General features: G+C 39.8%; 19 protein-coding genes and 1 tRNA gene. 5 read left to right on the plus strand and 15 right to left on the minus strand.

The window, feature by feature from the left end:
* Positions 1-151: 151 nt before the first annotated feature.
* The 5 genes from araA to JZO85_RS16840 form a co-directional block, all read right to left on the minus strand.
* On the minus strand, positions 152-1,576 hold the full coding sequence (araA, locus tag JZO85_RS16820) for an L-arabinose isomerase (protein WP_207109677.1): 1,425 nt from the start codon (positions 1,574-1,576) through the stop codon (positions 152-154).
* Positions 1,577-1,607: 31 nt separating this feature from the next.
* Positions 1,608-2,306: an L-ribulose-5-phosphate 4-epimerase gene (locus tag JZO85_RS16825; protein ID WP_207109678.1), complete on the minus strand. Its 699-nt coding sequence runs from the start codon at positions 2,304-2,306 to the stop codon at positions 1,608-1,610.
* A 14-nt stretch (positions 2,307-2,320) separates the two neighbouring features.
* On the minus strand, positions 2,321-3,913 hold the full coding sequence (locus JZO85_RS16830; protein WP_207109718.1) for a xylulokinase: 1,593 nt from the start codon (positions 3,911-3,913) through the stop codon (positions 2,321-2,323).
* A 160-nt stretch (positions 3,914-4,073) separates the two neighbouring features.
* A complete protein-coding gene (locus JZO85_RS16835) occupies positions 4,074-5,156 on the minus strand; it encodes a GntR family transcriptional regulator (RefSeq protein WP_207109679.1) in 1,083 nt (360 codons plus the stop codon).
* Positions 5,157-5,332: 176 nt separating this feature from the next.
* The gene (locus tag JZO85_RS16840) at positions 5,333-5,617 is read right to left on the minus strand and encodes a DUF1905 domain-containing protein (protein WP_207109680.1); all 285 of its coding nucleotides are present in this window, start codon (positions 5,615-5,617) and stop codon (positions 5,333-5,335) included.
* Positions 5,618-5,798: 181 nt separating this feature from the next.
* Here JZO85_RS16840 and JZO85_RS16845 point away from each other — a divergent pair, with 181 nt between their 5' ends.
* The 3 genes from JZO85_RS16845 (at position 5,799) to JZO85_RS16855 (ending at position 7,564) form a co-directional block, all read left to right on the plus strand.
* A complete protein-coding gene (locus JZO85_RS16845) occupies positions 5,799-6,413 on the plus strand; it encodes a YitT family protein (protein ID WP_207109719.1) in 615 nt (204 codons plus the stop codon).
* Positions 6,414-6,677: 264 nt separating this feature from the next.
* The gene (locus JZO85_RS16850) at positions 6,678-7,049 is read left to right on the plus strand and encodes a hypothetical protein (protein WP_207109681.1); all 372 of its coding nucleotides are present in this window, start codon (positions 6,678-6,680) and stop codon (positions 7,047-7,049) included.
* A gap of 89 nt (positions 7,050-7,138) precedes the next feature.
* Positions 7,139-7,564, plus strand: a complete 426-nt coding sequence (locus JZO85_RS16855) for a hypothetical protein (RefSeq protein ID WP_207109682.1) — start codon at positions 7,139-7,141, stop codon at positions 7,562-7,564.
* A 360-nt stretch (positions 7,565-7,924) separates the two neighbouring features.
* Here the strand turns inward: JZO85_RS16855 and JZO85_RS16860 are convergent.
* The 3 genes from JZO85_RS16860 to JZO85_RS16870 form a co-directional block, all read right to left on the minus strand.
* Positions 7,925-8,021, minus strand: a tRNA-Sec gene (locus JZO85_RS16860).
* A 145-nt stretch (positions 8,022-8,166) separates the two neighbouring features.
* A complete protein-coding gene (locus JZO85_RS16865; RefSeq protein WP_207109683.1) occupies positions 8,167-8,526 on the minus strand; it encodes a DUF1622 domain-containing protein in 360 nt (119 codons plus the stop codon).
* A 379-nt stretch (positions 8,527-8,905) separates the two neighbouring features.
* Positions 8,906-10,972, minus strand: coding sequence for an LTA synthase family protein (locus JZO85_RS16870; RefSeq protein ID WP_207109684.1), 2,067 nt, complete (start codon positions 10,970-10,972; stop codon positions 8,906-8,908).
* A gap of 401 nt (positions 10,973-11,373) precedes the next feature.
* Between JZO85_RS16870 and JZO85_RS16875 the strand changes: the two genes are divergently transcribed.
* Positions 11,374-11,889: a DUF2975 domain-containing protein gene (locus JZO85_RS16875; protein ID WP_207109685.1), complete on the plus strand. Its 516-nt coding sequence runs from the start codon at positions 11,374-11,376 to the stop codon at positions 11,887-11,889.
* 29 nt (positions 11,890-11,918) lie between these two features.
* Complete coding sequence (locus tag JZO85_RS16880) at positions 11,919-12,122, plus strand: helix-turn-helix domain-containing protein (RefSeq protein WP_207109686.1); 204 nt, start codon at positions 11,919-11,921, stop codon at positions 12,120-12,122.
* Positions 12,123-12,306: 184 nt separating this feature from the next.
* Here the strand turns inward: JZO85_RS16880 and JZO85_RS16885 are convergent, their stop codons facing one another.
* The 7 genes from JZO85_RS16885 to selA all read right to left on the minus strand — a co-directional run bounded on the left by JZO85_RS16885 (position 12,307) and on the right by selA (position 19,889).
* On the minus strand, positions 12,307-14,109 hold the full coding sequence (locus JZO85_RS16885; RefSeq protein WP_207109687.1) for an FtsX-like permease family protein: 1,803 nt from the start codon (positions 14,107-14,109) through the stop codon (positions 12,307-12,309).
* A 10-nt stretch (positions 14,110-14,119) separates the two neighbouring features.
* The gene (locus JZO85_RS16890) at positions 14,120-14,872 is read right to left on the minus strand and encodes an ABC transporter ATP-binding protein (RefSeq protein WP_207109688.1); all 753 of its coding nucleotides are present in this window, start codon (positions 14,870-14,872) and stop codon (positions 14,120-14,122) included.
* 45 nt (positions 14,873-14,917) lie between these two features.
* Positions 14,918-15,277 carry a YxeA family protein gene (locus JZO85_RS16895; protein ID WP_207109689.1) on the minus strand — a complete coding sequence of 120 codons (360 nt, stop codon included), beginning with the start codon at positions 15,275-15,277 and terminating at the stop codon, positions 14,918-14,920.
* A gap of 154 nt (positions 15,278-15,431) precedes the next feature.
* Positions 15,432-17,012, minus strand: a complete 1,581-nt coding sequence (gene abc-f / locus JZO85_RS16900) for a ribosomal protection-like ABC-F family protein (protein ID WP_207109690.1) — start codon at positions 17,010-17,012, stop codon at positions 15,432-15,434.
* A gap of 442 nt (positions 17,013-17,454) precedes the next feature.
* Positions 17,455-18,000, minus strand: coding sequence for a CD3073 family putative ECF transporter S component (locus JZO85_RS16905; RefSeq protein WP_207109691.1), 546 nt, complete (start codon positions 17,998-18,000; stop codon positions 17,455-17,457).
* Entirely contained in the window at positions 17,997-18,512 is a 516-nt protein-coding gene (locus JZO85_RS16910) for a CD3072 family TudS-related putative desulfidase (RefSeq protein WP_347401805.1), read from the minus strand. Before JZO85_RS16910 ends, JZO85_RS16905 begins: the two co-directional genes overlap by 4 nt.
* Entirely contained in the window at positions 18,513-19,889 is a 1,377-nt protein-coding gene (selA, locus tag JZO85_RS16915) for an L-seryl-tRNA(Sec) selenium transferase (RefSeq protein ID WP_207109693.1), read from the minus strand. It abuts the gene before it with no gap.
* Between the last annotated feature and the right edge of the window lie 12 nt (positions 19,890-19,901).

A 19,901-nucleotide genomic window follows, 5' to 3' on the forward strand; every position in this document is an offset into this window, starting at 1 on the left:
TCCTTTTAGTCATTTTTACTTTTATTATTTTAGTACAATATACCTTTAAATGCCAGAGATGTAAATACCTTTTTGAAAATTAATAGTGATTTTTACTTTTATTAGGTGATAAAAATATTGGTCCGGGATTTCCAGACCAATATTTCAAGCGTTACTTGATCGTTACGTATTCCAAATCAACTAATTTTGCCCAAGTAATGATTTGTTCTGTCGTTAGATTCAACGACACGACAGTATGGTGTCCGCCGCCAACTTCAATCCATTTACCTACGCCTTCATGGAAGTTTGGTTTTACTTTCCAAAGCACACGAGCAACTGGCAATTTCGGTGCTTCTTCAGTTGGTTCAAAGGCTTCCACCTCATTGATCAACAATTTGTAATGTGTACCAAAATCTGCCATGGATACTACGACACCGTCGCCTGCTTTTCCATCAAAAACCAAACGTGCCGGATCTTCACGGTCTCCCATTGATAAAGGCGAAACGACGATTTTAGGCTTGTTCACTGCAAGTGTCGGATCGACTTCCATCATATGAGATTGCAAAATCGCTTCTTTTCCAGCAGCCAATTCATACGTATAGTCTTCCATGAAGCCGGTATTTTGATTGTGAGCCATGACTTTCATTAAGCGATCCAACGCCGCTGTTTTCCAGTCTCCTTCACCAGCAAAGCCATAGCCTTCTGCCATCAAGCGTTGAACTGCTAGTCCAGGCAGCTGCTGCATGCCGTATAAATCTTCAAAATTCGATGTAAAGGCATTATAATTGCCAGCCTCTAAGAAGCGACGAATACCAATTTCTTGTTTCGCCTGCACCTTGACACGCGCTTCCCAAGTTTCATGATCATAATCCCCGTAATCGAAATCATACAGTTCTTTATATTCAGCAAACAAAGCATCGACTTCTTCGCCTTTAACAGCATCCACGTACTGCACCAGGTCACCAATACCAAAGTAATCAACTACCCAGCCAAATTGAATCTGTGCTTCGACCTTGTCTCCTTCTGTCACAGCTACATTTCGCATATTGTCGCCAAAACGAGCGACCTTGATATTGAAGCTTTCATTGTAAGCTACCGCAACATCCATCCAGTCAGCAACTTGCTTTTGAACACTCGTTGCTTGCCAATAACCGACAACGATTTGGTTTTGCTTTTTCAAACGTGCATTGATAAAGCCGTATTCACGATCCCCATGAGCGGATTGATTCAAATTCATGAAATCCATATCGATCGTCTCCCATGGAATACTTTCGTTGAATTGTGTTGCTAAATGCAGCAAAGGCTTTTGCAATAATTTGGTTCCGCGAATCCACATTTTTGCTGGCGAGAAGGTATGCATCCAAGTAATCACACCTGCTACTTCGTCACGATAGTTAACTTCCTTCATGATTTTAGTGATTGTATCAGAAGTGACTGCCAATTCCTTCAACACGATTGGATACTTCATTTTCCCGCTGTCATTTAAGCCTTTGACGATTGCCTCCGCGTCGGCTTTAACGCTTTTTAACGCTTCTTCTCCATATAAATGCTGTGATCCGACAACAAACCAAAATTCTTTTTTACTAACTGCTAACATATCTGTTCGCTCCTTTTTCGTATGATTGACTTTATTTTCCTTGCCCATAGTAGGCGTTTTTTCCGTGTTTTCTTAAATAATGCTTGTCTAAAACTCGCTGCGGCAGCTCTTCTGCAAAGCTGTTCAACTGACGGGCAAACAAATTCATTTTGGCTACCTCATCCAAAACTACCGCATTCATGACTGCACTCTTGGCCTCTTTCCCCCAAGTAAATGGTCCATGTCCATGCAATAAAACGCCGGGCACTTCCATGATATCGATGTCCCGCTCTTTAAAGGTCTCAATAATGACATTTCCTGTTTCATGCTCATAGCCGTCATCGATTTCCTTCTGTGTTAAGAACCTCGCGCAAGGTACAGTGCCATAAAATGTATCAGCATGGGTGGTTCCCATCGCTGGTAAATCCAACCCTGCCTGTGCCCAGATCGTTGCCCAGGTCGAGTGGGTGTGGCAGATGCCGCCAATTTCAGGAAATGCCTTGTACAAAACCGCATGTGTTGGTGTATCTGAAGAAGGATTCAGTTCTCCTTCGATCACCTGATTGTCTAAATCGACCACCACCATATCAGAGGCTTTCATTTCTTCATAATCCACGCCGCTTGGCTTAATCACAAAATAACCAGTTTCTCTATCGAAGGCACTAACATTTCCCCAGGTGTATTTGATCAATCCTTGCTTAGGTAATTCCAGATTCGCCTGAAAAACCTTTTCTTTTAATTGCTCTAACATTTAAAAATCGCTCCTTACTTCAATGCATTGATCGCTTCTTTTTCGATCGTCAATCCTTTTTCATACCGCTCGATAAACTCACTATAGCCCTGCAAATCTTCCTCTTTAGGCTCCAGTGTCACGCCTTCACTTTCGGCAAACACTCTTTTCTCCAAGAAATCTGCCAATGAGACGGTTTCTTCCTCCGCCTGATAGGCTGCTAGCAGAGCGATTCCCCAAGCGCCTCCTTCACCAGCCGTTTCCATAACTGTGACAGGCGCCTCCATGGCTGCAGCTAGAATTCTTTGTCCTACCTCAGGTGTTTTAAAAATGCCTCCGTGCCCAACTAATTTGTCGATCTGAATATTTTCCTTTTTCAAAATTTCCATTCCGATTCGCATTGCGCCAAATGCACTGGAAAGGTGCAGACGCATAAAGTTCGCTAAATCAAACTGACTCTCAGGTGTCCGGACAAATAAGGGACGACCTTCATTCATACCAGTAATGTTCTCTCCCGAATAATACCCGTAAGAAAGCATCCCGCCGCAATCTGGAGAACCTTCGAGGGCTTTTTCAAATAGCATCGTGTAAAGCTTCTCCCCGCTGACATCTAATCCCAATGATTCCGAAAACTCTTTAAACAGATTGACCCATGCGTTGATTTCAGAGGAACAATTATTTGTGTGAACCATTGCCACTAAGTCACCCATTGGTGTCGTTACCAAATCAATTTCCGGATGAACAGTCTTTAGCTTTTCCTCTAGAACGATCATGGCAAATGCAGAAGTTCCTGCGGAAACATTTCCGGTTCTTTGGCGAACACTATTGGTCGCCACCATTCCAGTCCCAGCATCTCCTTCTGGCGGACAAAGAGGAATTCCCGCCTGCAAAGTTCCTGTTGGGTCCAAAAGATACGCACCCTCTTGAGTCAAGGTGCCGGCTTCCTCGCCCGCCAGTAAAACTTTTGGCAAGATTTTGTTCAAATCTTGTGTAAAGGCCGTTCCCTCTGTCAGCTCATCAAAAATCTGAAGCATCTTTTGATCGTAATTTCTAGTTTCCGTATCAATTGGAAACATTCCTGAAGCATCGCCAACACCTAATACTTTTTGTCCGGTCATCTGCCAATGGATATAGCCTGCTAAGGTAGTTAAAAAGTGAACTTCTCCGACGTGCTCCTCCTGATTTAAGATCGCTTGATACAGATGAGCGATACTCCAGCGTTGCGGAATATTGTATTCGAAGGCTTCCGTCAGCAGCTTCTCCGCGTCAGCAGTGATCGAATTTCGCCATGTTCTAAAGGGAACTAGTAATTCCTCCTGCTGGTCAAAAGCCATGTAACCGTGCATCATTGCGCTAAAACCAATTGAGCCGATCGTAGTCAAGGTCTCGCCGTACTCTTCAAATACTTCTGTAGCCATTTTGCGATAGCTTACGCGTAAGCCCTTCCAAATATCCTCTAAGGAATACGTCCAGATCCCATTCTCCAATGTGTTTTCCCATTCGAAGCTGCCGGCAGCGATCGGCGATAAATCAGAGCCAATCAAGACCGATTTGATTCGAGTAGAACCAAACTCAATCCCTAAAGCTGTCCGTCCATCCATGATATCCAGCTTGGTTTTTGCAATCATTTCCTTCGTTTTAATAGGAATCTCCTCCTTCGTTCTTTCTTTGATATCGCTATCATACAATTTATGTACGTACATGTCAACAAAATATTAAATTTTTGTTCGTACATGTATGGCTGTTTGGACAAAAAAAATACAGCTCACCGAAATGAGCTGCTGCTTTTTATTCGTGTTCTTTCACTGAATCTCGTTCAATTAGTGTTGGTGTATAAAGGATATTCTCCGGTTCGCGCCCTTCTTCGACCGCTTCGATGATCCAATTCGCGGAATCAAGACCTAATTGCTCTTTTGGATGATTCAAGGTAGTCAGTTTTACACTGCCGATTTTGCTCAAAGCAGAGTTATCATTTCCAACCACGGAAAGCTCGTCAGGAACTTTGATTCCCTTCTCACTCAAGCGGTCGAGTAAACTGCTGGCAATCTGATCGTTATAGCAAACGATCCCGGTAATTTGCGGTTCGGACTTTAAACGAGCTAGTGCTTGATCAACTACTTGCTTTCTAGTTTCTGTCTCATAAGTGAGGATATCCTCAGGAGCAAATTGAATGCCAGATTGCTCGCACGCTTTGATAAACCCTTTCATTCGATACTTGCCCTGCAGGTCGTCAATTTTTGTGATCAGCATCAATTTTTTATGCTTTTTTTTGATTAGATGTTCGGTAGCTAGAAAGCCGCTTTGAACATCATCCACACAGATGAACGGTGCGCTGATCTCTTCATAAACAGCATTGATCATCACCATAGGAATCCCCTGTTCCCTCAGCCTGACATAAAGAGCGAGATTGGGATTGTATTGATTACTTTTCGTTGGTTCAACGATCAGCCCTTCCACACCCTGAGTGATCATTTTCTCAATACATTCCTTTTCCTGCTGAAAATCATTATTCGTACTTGCTAGCAATAAAGAATAGCCCTTCTCCCGCAGTTTTTTTTCGATGCCGCGAATGATCGAAGGGAAAATATAATCAGATAAATAGGTTGTAACTACGCCGATGGTCTTATGCCCTGAATAGCTGCTTTCTGTCCGTTTATATTTCACATCCACATAAGTCCCCGAGCCTTTTTCCTTTCTAAGGAAGCCTTCGTTTGCCAACAATGCAATGGCTTGACGAATCGTGTGTCTGCTGACTTGGTAATCCTTTTGCAGCTGCAGCTCTGGAGGAATGGTGGTATTTTCTTCATATTCGCCTGATAAAATCTTTGACTTCAATTCATCAGCGATCATTTGATATTTCGATTGATTCATAGTTTATCCTTTCTTTCTGTTACTCTTTGTATACAGAGTAACAGAAATATTAACCCAGCGCCATATATGTCCGAACAAATATTCCGATTTGAGGTCTTTTCCATACAACTTGACAGGATTCGTCAAAAAGAAAAACCTATCCAACCAATGGACAGGTAGCTTTTACAAGAATGAGCTTACTCAATAGGAACGACATTGACGGTTACGGTATCACCAATGTCCTTTTTTATTTCTTTTCTGATATCTTTTCGTAAGCCTAAAATATAGCAAATACTGCCATCTTCATTTTTTACACCCATATTTACAATACTTCCTTGATACTCAACCCCATCAAAAGCCGCATGAACCTTCACGCGCCCTTTGCCAAACTCTTCGCGAATGTCGTAAGGAAAAATAATGTACGCTCCGCCTTTACCGACTTCTGATGCATAGATTTTTGATTCAAACCTGTATTCTTTCATCGTTTAGAATCACTCCTTCCTTCAATCCTGAGTACGATTATATAGTAATGGAAAAGAGAATTCTATCCGTTAATTTTTCCTTTCGTCTTCCGCAGAAATTTCATACATCGCTGAAAAAGATGAGCGTAGCCTTTTCTTGTGAAATGCTATAGTTATTTCAACGATTAAGAAGAGGGTGATGATCATTAAACAGATAGTCTATCTAATTAGAATCTCGATTGGAGTCACAATTATTTCTCTAGCATTAAATTTCTTTTTGCTGCCGCACAACATCGCATCTGCTGGAGTCGGCGCAATTGGTCATTTATTAGAAGTACATTTCACCTTTAACAGCAGCTACACTGTTTGGCTAATCAACCTTTTGATGCTTTTATTGACTTATCTGCTGCTGGACAAACAACTCTTTTCAAAAATTTTTCTTGGGAGCTTGCTTTTCCCTGTATATTTAAGTTTTATTCCTACAAATCAGCTGCTCTTATCCTATACCGCTTCTCTTATAATCGGCAGTTCCTTATTCAGTTTAGGGGTATTTTATCTATATAAATTTAATTCGTCTAATGGAGGGGTTACGATCCCGCCTATTATTATTGAAAAATATTTCAAAATTCCAAGCCATCTTGGGCTATTGTTAACAAACCTCATTATTGTCTTTTTGAATTTTTATATCCTAAGTCCCATTGACGGACTTTTTGCAACACTATCGATTTTAATCATCACCTTTTCAATACAGCTATTTACTACCATTGACAATCGATTGGTCAATAAAAAAGTGAGTAAAAACTATGTAAAGGATTGAACTTGATCCGCATCCTTCAGCTCTTGTCTGATATACTTTTCGTAATAGAAGGAAATTAATCTTTTATGGACAAAATTTACACGGATGCTCATGCGTTCTGCTCAAACAATAAATTACTATTATGCGAATCCAATTTGTGTGGCTGGTTTTAAGGTGATTTTTTAGATAACAAATGTATACAGTAGCTTCGGTTACTGTATTTTTTTGATTGTCCCTTCAATTTAATCGTGCTACTCTTAATAAAACAACTTAAGGAGCGAAACAATGACTTACAATGAAAGAAAAAATTACTTGCTTTATACCTCGATTGCTTTTGTTGTTGGTGCTTTTTTATATAGTATTCTGGCTATATTTATGGTCCTAGATCCTTCAATTGAGCAATCATCTTTTTCAAAAGTATTATATTTTATAGCCTCAATACTTTTCGGGGGTTACTTAATTGGTTCCGCTTTATCTGGAATTCTTTTGTTCATTACCTTTATAAAAAAACAATCGAAGAAGACGAAAATTTTGGCAATTGTCTTTTTTATGTTTACAATTCAAGCTATTATTATTTTTGGCTTTTTTGCGACACTTCCCTACTATGTCTACAATTTATTTGTCGTCCTACGACGAAGATATATAATCGAAAAGTAATTCTTACCTCTTATTGATAGACTGAGTGAATGAGCGGATGCCAACCGATTCATGATAAAATTTATTCAATATACTTAAAGGAGCAAGCCATGCTAGTTATCGGAATTCTTTTATTTTCACTATTAGCAATTAACTTTTTTTCAAGAGCAATCCGACTTTTAGTGCAAATTCATAGACTTACCTACTCTGAGGATGCAAAGCATTCCTTCAAATGTATTTCTTGCGAACAATCCTATACTTTATCCGGACCTGAAACAAAAAAACGGGTCCAAGGTGCTGTCCGCATAAAAAAATCTACACCAAAAAGTCAATCTACCTTTTACAAATTTGTTTGCCCTGTTTGCGGCACATATTCAAAACAGGAAAAAATATTTGATCTCAACACCACGAAAGCATCAGGAAATATTAGGGTTCAAATTGATTCCAGCCAACTGCCCCTAGTGATCGATTTTTTACTAAAAGGGGTTCTTCCAATATTTCTAGTTCTCCCGCTTTTAAATCTTATTACCAGATAGAGGTGTTCAATATCAGACCTGCTTTTTGATAATGAAAACAATCTTCCGATAATTCGAGTGCCTGCAAAATTATTTCTATCTCAAGATTTTGAGAAAATAAAGAGTTCTATCGATGAGTATTTCGCTCATCTCTAGAACTGATAATACAAGAGAATTTTCTCTTGTATTTTTTTGTCCCCAATCTCTCCTCTAATGAAATAGAAATTTCACTTTGTTCAAAAAATTTATCCCTATTGAAAAGTTTACGAACTGTCGAGGCCTTTCATTAGTAGATCCAGATAAAAAAGTGCCGTAAAAAAAACGATAAATGCTAGAAAGAATTTCTTCTGTACAAACATTTATCGACTTATTAGGCTATATTGGCGGGAATGTGTGGGAATCGAACCCACCCAAGAAGCTCCTAACTCCTCATACTGGTTTTGAAGACCAGAGGGAACACCAGAACCCATCCACTCCCGAAACAAAACAATCATACCATTCCTTTGAGCCGGAATCAATAACAAATCGCAAAGAAAAAAGAAAGAAACAGCCTTCTCTTGGATACTTCTCTCTTTTTTAAAATTACTAAATTATTTGACAAGAAATGAGTCTGCCTTTTCCTCTCATTTGGTCTGTTCATCAGAAAATTCACTGATTTCCTTATTTAAAAAATAGGAGATCATGGTTCGGATCACAACAATCAAACCTAATTTGAGAATATCCTGAAAAGTTGGATTAATAATTGTCTCAATAATATCCGCAACGATTAAAAATTCTAGACTCAGTAAAATATAACTGCCTAAATAGGCCTTGATGTATTTGTTCTTTTGCAAAACAGAGGAAAAATCTTTTTTGCTTCCAGGCTGAAGCAGCTTAAAAAAAGCAAGAATCGCTCCGATGATAATAATCGCAATTGATAAAACGTCCAATAGTAATACGATCGGGTGGAAAAAAGTTTGAATAAAATTCTCAACCATAGCCATAAGAATCCTGCCTTTTCTCTTTATATGCCTATTTTAAGCTGAAATAGGTTCCGAATCAAACATATTCCCCTAGCCGAATTGATAGACAGTTTATACTTTCTTAGGATTCTTTAAGCCGGCAATAAGCTTCACTATCTATGGTAACCCTCATACCTATAGAACACGCGAAAGGATGATTATTATGCTGAGAAACTTAAAGGAACATGCGCCTAGCTTTTTAAAAGATACCTTCTATGATTTAACAATTTTGCTTTTGTCACACTTTTTTTATCAAATAATCACCCAATTATTGAATTGATACAGCATTGGCGGGAATGTGTGGGAATCGAATCCGTTTTTGCAAAAAAAGAAGCATCCACCTAAGGATACTTCTTCCTCGCTATTGAATTGGCGGATAAAGTGCCGCCGTTGTTTTGTTGCCGTTTTTCGAATACAGACTCGTTGATTTGCTGCCTTGCTGCTGTTCTATTGCTGTATTTTTCTTATCGAGATCATGATAATCATATTTCTGCGGATCAACCGGTGTGAAGTCTTCTGGCGTATAGAACCGTAAAAGATTTTCTTGATTCAATTTATCAGATAAGCTCAAGGCCTGTTTAACTTGCTTTTGTTCTTTATCAATCTCTGATTCAATCTTCATGGCCTTCGGATCGATTTTTTCACCGGTTTTATTGTCATACGTCTCTCCGCCTAATTCCGTGTAATTTGGTGAAACAAAATCCCCGTTACGAAAGGCAACAGTTTGATCATGTTGCGGTGAAAATAGATCCGTACCGAATTGAATGTATTTCTTATTATCGATACCCATCAAGTGCAGTAAGGTTGGCAAGACATCAATTTCACCGCCATACTGATGCTGAATACCGCCATTAGTGTAACCAGGAATATGGAACATCAAAGGCACGCGCTGCATTTGTGCATCATCAAATTTATCCCAAGTCGTTGGGTCTTTACCTAGCGCTGCTGCCAAATCCTTATTATTACTATCAGATATCCCAAAATGGTCGCCGTAAATCATAAACATCGAGTTTTGATAAACTCCTGAAGCTTTTAGATAGTCAAAAAATTGACGCAATGATTCGTCCAAATAGTGCGCAGTCCGCACATAATCATCGACCGTACTGTTTCCAGTTTTTAATGCTGGAAAATTGAAATGCTTATCGTCAGTCAAGTAGGGTGTATGGTTAGTTACAGTCAAAAACTTCGTGTAAAACGGTTGTTGTAAGTGCTCTAAATGGCCGACTGTTTCCTTCAACATCTCTTTATCTAAGATTCCATAACCTAAGTTTTCATCTGCTTGATTGAAATAGGAGCGGTCAAAGAAATTTTGATAGCCGAGATTTTTATAAACGTGATCGCGATTCCAGAAGCTGCCAACATTTCCATGAAAAACAGCACTCGTATAACCGGCCTCTTGGTTTAAAATCGCTGGTGCAGCTTGGAAGGTATTGTCTGAACCAAGCTGAGTAAATAATGATCCTTGAGGCAGCCCAAACGTTCCAGTTTCTAACATATTTTCCGCGTCACTGGTCTTTCCTTGACCAACTTCATGGAAGAAATTATCGAAGGCTAAAGTCTGTTTATTGTCATTTTCCAAGCTATTTAAAAACGGTGTTACCTCTTGTCCATCGACCTTCATATTGATCAAAAATTGTTGAAAGCTTTCCAAGTGAATCACGATGATATTTTTGCCCTTTGCAATGCCGTATTTACTTGGATCAGGTGCCGCATAGTGGCTCTTCGTATATTTCAAAATATCGGTTAACCCGTTGCTTGAGGCATGGGCGCGAATACTATTTGTCTGTTCGGTTTTGATCCCATCGTAAACAGTAAAAGCATCTAACCCCAAATATTTCACAATATAAGAACGATCAAATGTCCGCTGCAATAATTGTGGGCGATTGGCTTCACTCAACGATAGATTCACGGAAAAGGTCAATGCTGCTAAACAGCTTATCGCCACCGCAAAGGTCTTTTTGACCGGCTTGCTGGTGATTTCTTTTCGTTTAGCGAAAAGATAGATCAGAATTCCTAAGAATATTAGTAAGTCTGCCCAATAAAAAATATCATGAGCTTTCATCAACGCAAAGGAACTGCCTGAGATTCCTTGAGACACCTTGGAAAATCCTAAAATCGATTTAATCGTAACAAAGTCCGTAAACTCCCGATAAAAAATCACATTCAGATAAAGGATCAACGTATTCAAAAGATCCATTAAAAATAATACGATCAGTGCCGACTTAAATTTTTTTACATAAAGGAACACTCCAAACAGCAGCAAAGTCGTAGCGATTGGATTGATCCACAGGATGAAGTATTGAACAGACCCTTCCACTCCTAACGAAAAATCTACATAGTAGGCTAAGATTGTCTTCGCCCAAAATAGCAGACTGGCTGTAAATAAAATCAGCCAACGGTTGGTAAAAGCTTTTTTTACCCGGTTCATCCAGAACACTTCTTTCTCTATTAAATTACCCGTTCTCACTATAGATCAGATTTAAAAAATATGCATTTTTATTTACAGCCACCGCAGAAACTTTATATTTTTAAACTAAATCGCGTGTTTTCTTTCAAAATTTAACGAATGATCCGCTTTTTTCCTAGTTTTTTAAACCCACATGAAAATTTCCTAAGACACAAAAAATTCATAATCTTAATAATTATCCATAAAATAACATCTATTGATTTTCTGTTTGCCCTTTTATTCATTTAAAGAAGCTGCCACAAAAAACGAGCATCTATTTAATCAATATATTTTTATCGAAATTCGATAAAAATATATTGACTTAGTTTAATTCGTACTTTATAGTTAACTCATCAAGTTAAACAAAAAAGGAGTGTATCAAAATGAATTCAGAAAAAGGTATTTTTAAAGTATTGAAATGGTTGTTTAGTTTTTTTATTGGGATAATGGTGGTTGCAGCTGGGGGTCTGGCAATCCTAATCGTCATTTTTAATTTCACTTCTATTCCAGATTTATCAACAGTCAGTATCAATAGTCTCCCTTTTGGAGCCTATACTTTTGACATTCTATCCTCGCCTATTTTTCTTTTACTGCTGATTGCTAATATTCTCTTGTATGGTATTCTTTTTTACTTTGTTCGAAGCTTTTTCAAAAATCTTGAAATGGATCAGATTTTTGTTCGCACAAATGTTAGTACCGCTAAAAAAATCGCCGGCATCCTATTGCTTTTATCTGTGACTTCTTGTCTTCCTGATATCTATGCCTCAATGCAAGGCTTTGCCATCGACAGCGCTGCTATTGATTTAACCTATATCGTAGGTGCATCAATCGTTTGGGCGTTAGCCAAAATTTTAGAAAAAGCGAATATGATCGCTGAAGAAAATGAATTGACCATCTAAAGCTAGATCGTGAAAGGAGAGCAATCACAATGATACAAGTAAATTTAGATGTTATGCTGGCAAAAAGAAAGATGTCTTCTGGTGAACTAGCGAAAAGGGTTGGAATGACCAATGCCAATATTTCTGTTTTGAAAACAGGGAAAGCGAAAGCTGTTCGTTTTTCGACGCTCAATGAAATCTGCAAAGTCCTGGAATGCCAACCAGGAGATCTATTGGCATATATTGAAGAATGATTTTACTCAAAAAGAAAGGCTTCGCGAACTTGCTCAGCTTTTGAGCCATAAGACCAAATATTTCTAATTTGCTTCTCAAATTTCGAAATATTCTTGCTTATTGCCAATAGAGCTAGTTCGTGAAGCCGGACATGGATATATCTGCTGCAAAGCGATTGATTCATGCGGAAATTTTATACTTTTTTTAGTCTTCTCGTTTCATAACGATTCCTGTATAAATCCATACAGTCAATAAATAATAAATAAAGTATAGGACAAAGAATATCAGGAATGGCAGCCAAATGTTGCTGTAGGACTCACTTAATAGTGTCGTGAATAATTGTAGTCCAAACAAGACATGTATTACGCCTAATAACCCGGGGACTAAAAATAAAATCCCAATCTCTTTACGAATGGATTGCTTCAACAGCTTCCGACGCACACCGATTTTTTCCAGCATACTATAGCGTTGAATATCGCTTTTCGCACCAGATAAAATCTTAAACATCAGACAGCTTGCCAACATTGTTAAAAAGGCGATTCCTAAGAAGAAGCCCATAAATTCAAAGCCTGAGAATAACGCATTGTACAGCTCATAAACCAATGACTTTTGATTCATACTTCCCATATTTTTATCTAAAGTTGGATTTTTACTGAAATTCTCATTGGCCAACTCCTTCAATGCCTCTTTATCCTTCACAAAATCTTTTACCGTGATTACGCGCAGCTCAGCAGCTTTCATTGGTAACGCCGAGAACTCCTCATTCGTCAAAAATTGATGCTTTTTCGCGCTCTGTTCAGGTAATTCTAACGAACGTAATTGATCTGAGGCAGCTAAATCATTAGCCAGTTGTTCTCCAGTATATCGAACGACCTTAGTTTGGCGGTTCGACGTAAATTTTTTCACTGCTAAAGGAGTCTGATCAAATTGCGAACGATCATAATAAACAGTATTTGCGTCCTCTTTTTGTTGATAAATCGTCTCCGAGGATGGATGGATTTTCTTAAAATCGGAGTCACTAAAGTTTTGTCCATTGTTCAAGACCAAATCATAGGTCGAGGTCGCTTCAGTCATTTTCATGATCTCGTTATGAAAACCCAAACCAACTGTGATCGCTCCTAAAGCCAACGCAAAGAGCATCGCTACCATCGACAAAATTCTCGTGTAATCTTGAATGCGAAAACTTAACTGGGATAAAGTAAAATTGTTCAACTTCTTCAGGGCGATACTATCGCGCTTTTTCAATACATCTAATACAAAGATCAAAATAGAGTGGAAAACAAAATACGTCCCTAAAACAATCGTGATCAACGCAATGATCAATGCTAAAAAGGCTAATTTCATCACTTGTGTCATCATAAAATAGCCAATTCCTAAGAAGAGGACGCCAGCAATAACTTCAATCACTAAAGTTATTGGTTTGCGGTTAGCCGGCAAAGGCGTCTCGCTCGCCTTCAGCAAGCTCAAGATTGGTTTCTTTACGATCGTCATCGCATTGACTAAAGCAGCCAATAAGAAAATAACTACAAAAAATACGATCGTAAACAGCACTGCTGTAGTATTAACCGCGCTAAAATGTGTGATTTTAATTTCCAGCTGTTTCACCAGCATCTGCTGTACAATACTGCTCAAGCCGATTCCCAACACAATCCCCATCACGGTTGCTCCGACACCCACCACAACGGTTTCAATAAAAATCAATTGTGCGATCTTACGGCCTTTTGCCCCAAGCATCATGAACATGGCATAATCTTTTTGCCGCATCGTCATCAAGAAGGAATTAGCATACAGAATATAAACAAAGGTAATGATCGATAATAGTACCGTTCCCAGATGAAAGATCATCACCACCGATGAAATCATCGAATTACTTTCTAAAAAGGTCTTATTAGTAGCCAGACCTTCAAACATATAGAAAATCCCGGAAGCCATGACAAGCCCAGAAAAGAGTACGACATAATCTCTCAAACGGCCTTTGATTCCAGTAAGTGATAGTTTTAAAAACATCGAATTCCTCCTACTGTTCCAAGTTACCGAGAATACTTAAAATCTGACGATAAAAAGCTTCCCGCGTTTGATTTTCACGTTTGACCTCTTGGTAGATCACACCGTCTTTGATAAATAGAATACGGCGGCAATAACTGGCAGAAAATGGATCATGAGTCACAAGAAGAATCGACACTTGATCCTTTTGATTCAGCTCTTCCATCGTGTCTAATAAATCTCGGGCACTGTTTGAATCCAACGCACCAGTTGGTTCATCCCCTAGCAAAATCGTTGGCTGAGTAATCAGTGCTCGTGCAGCGGCGACTCGTTGTTTCTGCCCGCCGGAGATTTGCGCAGGATAGCTGGTCAAAATACTGTCGATAGACAATCGTTTTGCGACCTCTGTCACCCGGCGATGAATCACTTTGCTGCTCACTCCTTGCAGGGACAAAGGCACCGCAATGTTTTCTGCAGCAGTCAAATTTTCCAAAAGGTTAAAATCTTGAAAGATAAAACCAATTTCACGACTACGGAAATCAGCTAATTGATTGCCAGATAATTTTGTGACATCGGCTTGATTGATTCTAATTTTTCCGTCCGTCGGTTTATCTAAAGTCGCTAATAAATTTAGTAATGTCGATTTACCTGAGCCAGATGCACCCATAATCCCAACGAATTCACCTTTTTCTACTTCAAAAGAAATCCCTTTTAAGGCTTGTGTTTTTTTCTGATTGCCTTTACCATAGGTTTTTTTTACTTCATTTACTGATACAATTTTTTCCATATTTTCACTCCTGTCTCGGTTTCAAGAACCGGCTATTAAAGAAAACTAAACGCCTAATTTTTCTGCCGCCTTTTTCGGCAATTGCTTTTGTTGAACCTCTTCATAAGAGGTAACGCCTTTTTTCTTATTCCAGGTGACTTTAAGAAAGGCCTCACGACGCAATGGACGATCTTTTGCGGCATTGAATTCTAATTGCTTTTTTGTACCATCCTTATCGTAGCCAGGCAACGAGTATTTATAATCGACATAAGGGTTGCCACTACTGTCCTTCCCATCAATACGTTCACCATCTGTAGTGACTTGAACATAATAATCGTCCCCGCCTTTTACAACTTTATCTGCTATTTGTAAGCCAACCAAGGCGATGACGATTAAACTAATAAAACCAATTAAAAATTTTTTCATGACTCAGTGCTCCTTTATTATTTTCTAAGGTCACTATACAAACTTTCTTAAAAATCAACCATTGAAACAACTTGATTTCATCTAACATTTTTGTCATCTAAAAAAACTAGCATCACTATTATTTAGTGATACTAGCCAGTTTCAAAATAGAAATTCAGTTGTATTGCGGTCCCTTTCTGATCGCTTCCTCTTCAATCAGCAGCTGACCGGTAGTAACCTTTCGTAAAAAGTATCGGTCATGAGAAACTACCAATAATGTTTCCTCAAAGTCCGCTAAAATCGCTTCCAGTTCTTCTTTTCCATCAATATCTAAATGATTGGTTGGCTCATCTAGAATCAAAAAATTGATTTTCTGCTGGAATAGTCTCAGCAGATACAGCCGCATCTGCTCACCGCCGGAAATATCTTGGATTCGTTTTGAGATATCCTCAGCGAAAAAACCAAATTGCGCCAATATACGCCGTGCCTTTTGCTCTTCTGCTAGAAAACCTCGAACATAATCTAAAATGCGCAGCGTCCGGTCCGCAAAATCCAATTTTTGCGGGAGATAGCCAATTTTGACGCTCGCACCGAGCTTGATCATTCCTTCATCCAACAATTCTTCTCCTAGCAAGCAGCGAATCAAGGTTGTTTTTCCGCTGCCATTAGCACCCATAAGAGCCAGTCTCTCTTGCCGATAAATAGTAAAATCAGATTCAGTGAATAAAATACGCTCGCCAGCTATCTTCCCAATCCCCTCTGCAATTAGGACCTCTTTTCCTGAACGATTCGCCTGCGCAACCTGCTGTAGACGTTTTTTTCCAGACTTTGGCGGCTCTAACAGCGCTTGTTTCAGCTTTTGTATTCGACGCTCAATCTCCTTGGCTTTGCGGAAAAAATCCTCATTATCTGCTTCTCTGCCCCATTGACGATAACGAGCGCTCATTCGCTGCAGCCGCTGGATCTCCTTTTGCTGCAGATCGTAATTTTTTTGCAGCAGGACGAGCCTTTCTTGCTTAAGCTGGGAAAATTTACTGTAATTACCAGGGTAATTGACAGCCTGTTCACCTTCGATCTCAACGATCCGATCAACCACCTGGTCGAGAAATTCTCGATCGTGCGAGATCACCAGATAGGCCTGTTTACTATGTCTCAGGTAGCTTTCTAGCCAATCGATCCCCGCGATATCCAGATGATTGGTCGGTTCATCCAATAATAATACCTCTGCCGGCTCTGTAAGGACTCGCGCCAATTCTACGCGAACCCGCTGACCGCCGCTCAAGGCAGAAAGCGGAACCTCTAGTTTATCCGCAACACCCAAACCTTTTAATGTGCCAGAAATCCGATCCTCCAGCGTATACCCGCCAGCTTCTTCATAGCTTTCCTGTAAACGGCCATATTTAGTTAATAACTCTGCGATGTCTGCCTCTGGATCAGTCATCGCTTTTTCGATTTGATGCAGCTTTTGACCCAATTTTGCGATTTCTTCAAAGCTGTCGAGTAAATACTCTTTGACCTTTTTATCGCTAGTAGATAATTTTTGTGGAACATAGCCAATCGTCAATCCTTTTTGGCGTGAGACTGTTCCTTCACTGATCCCTTCTTCCCCCGTCAATATCTGTAATAGCGTACTCTTGCCGCAGCCATTCATACCTACTAATCCTATTTTGTCACCGGAATGAATCGCAAGCGTTAATCCTTTAAAAATTGGTTTCGTACTAAAATTCTTAGTAATATTGTTTACTTGAATCAGCATCGTCTTCGTCTCCTTGATCCAGACCATAGCAGAAACATAAACAAGGTCATGTATGGACAAATCCAAACATGACCTTGTTATTATTTAAATTCCAAAAAAATCGGGATTCTGCCACATGGTCATGTATTCTCTTTAAATTTTAGTGTTTTTGGGCAAACGGTCCCCTTGATCACTGATTTAAAGGTAAGCGTATGACAAAAGCTGATGTGGAATCGTAAGCTGTCTTGATTCATCGTTATTTTTGACATACAAACCATGTGTAAATCCCTCCTCTCAAATAATAGTACCTAAAGGATAGCATAATCATTCAGAATAGCAATACTTCTTTCTTCAAACCTAATCACAAACAAAAAAATAAGCTAGCCTCAACTTTTTTTCGTTGACAGCTAGCTCACTTTAAAATTTCCAGACTAAGCACCTTAGTCGTAGAATCTAATCACGCTCATTTTACGGCGAAACGCTTCATTTGCGGCAGCTTGATAAACCAAGCAACTAACAAACACGATACGATTTTATCGACCACATTGCCCATTACAGCACCCCAATACGTCGCACTGATCATTTCCTTGCCCGAAGCTCTAAGCGCCAGAATCACAATATCTGTTCCCGATCCAGTAAACCCGCCAAATAGCGCTAAGCGAATCGGTGCACCGATCATTGGACAAATAAAGGCTAATAAGACCCCAGCAATCAACGCTTGCTTATAGCCAAACTCTTTTTTCGCCAATAATGCTACAACGATAGCTACGGCTACATTTACCAAGGCAAACGGAATCGATAACGGTCCGCTAAAAAATCCCATCAATAAGTTCGTTGTCACACCTGTTAAAATTCCATACCCCATACCAAAATTTGCCGCAATATAAATTGTTCCCATCGTATCTAAGAACAACAACGGAATTTTCATCATCGATACCGCTTCACCTAACACCACATTTAAAACTACGGCAATGGCGCACATCGCGATCACTTTTGCTTTACTATTCATTTCTTTACCCCTCTTTCTAAAAATCCTTGCAACTGTTCTTCAAAATCACCTTGAGCGTCCTCACTGTACCAAGTCGGCACTTCTAAAAAGCTGGTGCCGATCTGAGCCTTCTCACACTCTGAAAAGAACTCCTCCATCAACACACCCCGTTGTCCGCTAATCGAACAATTCGGACTTTCATTGATCCCGATAATGCCAAGATATTGATAGCCCTCTGCCTGATAAGCTTGTATCTGCTGGATTATCGGATGCAGCAGCTCTTGACATTTTTGCCGATAGTTCGGCAAATCTCGGTATTCTTCATACGTCATTGGTGGCCGATCACCGCCCAACACGATAAATTCAGGACACGGCAGCTGAATCAATGCAATCCCTTGCCTCAATAATTCGATCGCAAACGGAAAAGCACCTCGAGCCCGTTCCCAACCATGGATCACGGCATTTTGATTTAAAACACAATGAGACACGGCAACTAACTGCTTCTGTGGTTGAATAGTCCTACCTCCTTCAATTTATTTAAAAATAGCTTGCAGGCTTTCTTGAATCAGCGGAAATTCATCTAATGCGATCGTCCGCAAATCTAAGAAATTGCAATCATTTTTTATCCGTGTAATGATTGGTGTCGCTGCTAAACGTAGCTTCTCTTGCAAGTCATCCGCAGTAAAACGTTCACTGCTTAGAACAACCGCATAAGTTGGCAACAAATGCTCCGGATACGATCCGCCGCCAATTTTGCTGCTGTCTTTTTCAATCTTCACGCTTAACTCAGTAATTGCTTGCAGCATTGCCGCAAGTTCAGCGGCTTTCCCTAAGCAGTCTTCTTCACTCAAGCCAATCATTTGTAGCGTTGGCACAGATTTCAGCGCCTCTTTTTCATCAAGATACAAGGCCAAGGTGGCCTCCAACGCGCTCAAGGTCATCTTGTCGATCCGTAGTGCTCGTAACAACTGGTTTTTCTTCATTTTTTCAATATATTCTTTTTTACCGACAATGATTCCCGCCTGAGGACCGCCTAATAACTTATCACCACTAAAGGTCACAATGTCGCAGCCTTGATCTAAAGCCTCTTTTACGGTTGGTTCATAAGGTAACCCGAAAGGCCGCATATCTAACAGCAACCCGCTGCCTAAGTCATTGATCAACGGCAAATTATTCTTGTGGGCTAATTCTGCTAAATCATGTAATGCCGGGCTTTCTGTAAAACCAACGATTCGATAATTGCTGGTATGGACTTTCAAGACCGCGCCAGTCTCTTCAGTCAACGCTTTTTCATAATCGGTTAAATGTGTTTTATTGGTTGTCCCAACCTCTACGATTGTTCCGCCGCTTGATGTAATCACATCAGGAATCCGAAAGGCCCCGCCGATTTCAACTAATTCACCGCGAGATACCAAAACTTCTTTTTCCTGCGTCAGTGTACTCAAAACTAACAAGACCGCAGCCGCGTTGTTATTAACAACCAAGACATCTTCCGCTCCTGTGAGCTTCTTCACGATAGAAACCAAATGACTATAACGAGAGCCGCGTTTGCCGCTTTCCAAATCAAATTCTAGATTTGAGTAATGAAAGCTGGTCGCCAATAATTGTTCTTGTGTTTTCGCGCTTAATGAAGAGCGCCCCAAATTCGTATGGATCACAGTTCCGGTTCCATTGATCACTCGACGCAATGAAAACTGCTTCTCTTCCAATTGCTTGTGGATCATTTCCACGGTTTCTTTTTGATCGATTACCGTTTTTCTGCTGCCATCGACCACGGCTTCTCGAAGACTTGCTACAACCTGTTGGGCTGCTTCTTTCGCTTTTCCATGAGGGTAAATTGGATCAATCTGTTTCAATAAAACATCCACGGAAGGCAAACTTGCTAAAATATTCTGAATCTCTTTTGACATAAGCCACCTGCT

The organism is Candidatus Enterococcus murrayae, assembly GCF_017315985.1.
GTDB lineage: Bacteria > Bacillota > Bacilli > Lactobacillales > Enterococcaceae > Enterococcus_A > Enterococcus_A murrayae.